The organism is Catenulispora rubra (genome assembly GCF_015356825.1).
In the GTDB taxonomy this organism is placed as follows: domain Bacteria; phylum Actinomycetota; class Actinomycetes; order Streptomycetales; family Catenulisporaceae; genus Catenulispora; species Catenulispora rubra.
On record NZ_JAACYW010000682.1, the window covers coordinates 1 to 726 of the forward strand.

The following is a 726-nucleotide window of genomic DNA, read 5'->3' on the forward strand; positions in this document are numbered from 1 at the left end:
CCCCCGAAGGCCCCGCCCTCGGCCACTTCGGCCTGGCGTGGGCAGTCCGGCCGCCGTCGCAACCCGACGTCCCCGCCACCGCGATCATGCACGCGCCCCGCGAGCTGTTCGGCTGGTCCGGCCCCACGGTCGGCTCCGACACCTACGGCCTGGCATCGGTGCTCCGCACCGCCCTGACAGGCCGCGCACCCTTCGAGACAGAAGCCCGCACCGGCCGCGCCGCCCTCTACCACCGCCTGGTGCAGGGCGCCCCGCCGAAGCTGCACCACCCGGGCGTACCCGAGCAACTGGCGATCCTGCTCGACCGCATGATGGACCCGGACGCGGCACGCCGCCCGGCACTCGACGACGTGACGCGGATGCTGGAGGAGGTCGCGCGGATTCCCGGCCTGATGGCCGCCCGACTGCCGGTGCCGACACAGATGCCGATGGCGCCGCCGCAGCAGGCACGAGGGCTCACGCCGCCGACCGCGCTGGTGGCGCAAGGGCTCATGCCGCACGCCCAGGGTGTGCCGACGGTGTCGCCGCAGCCACAATCAGCACCGGCAATGCCTCCGCAGCCGGTTAGTGCGCACCAGGCACAGACCCCCGCGCCCACACAGCAACCTCAGAGCCTCACTCCACCGCCGGAGCATGGCGCTCCCCCCTTCGCCCAACAGGCCCAGCCCAACGAGTTCCCCATCCCGCGTCCCACACCCCCGGCGACCTCCGCTACCACCCCAAAGC

At 73.6% G+C, this 726-nt stretch carries 1 protein-coding gene; it reads left to right on the top strand.

Translation table 11 applies throughout. The features are described from left to right. On the top strand, positions 1–726 hold a 726-nt coding region (locus GWK61_RS54935; RefSeq protein ID WP_499704284.1), incomplete at both ends, for a serine/threonine-protein kinase.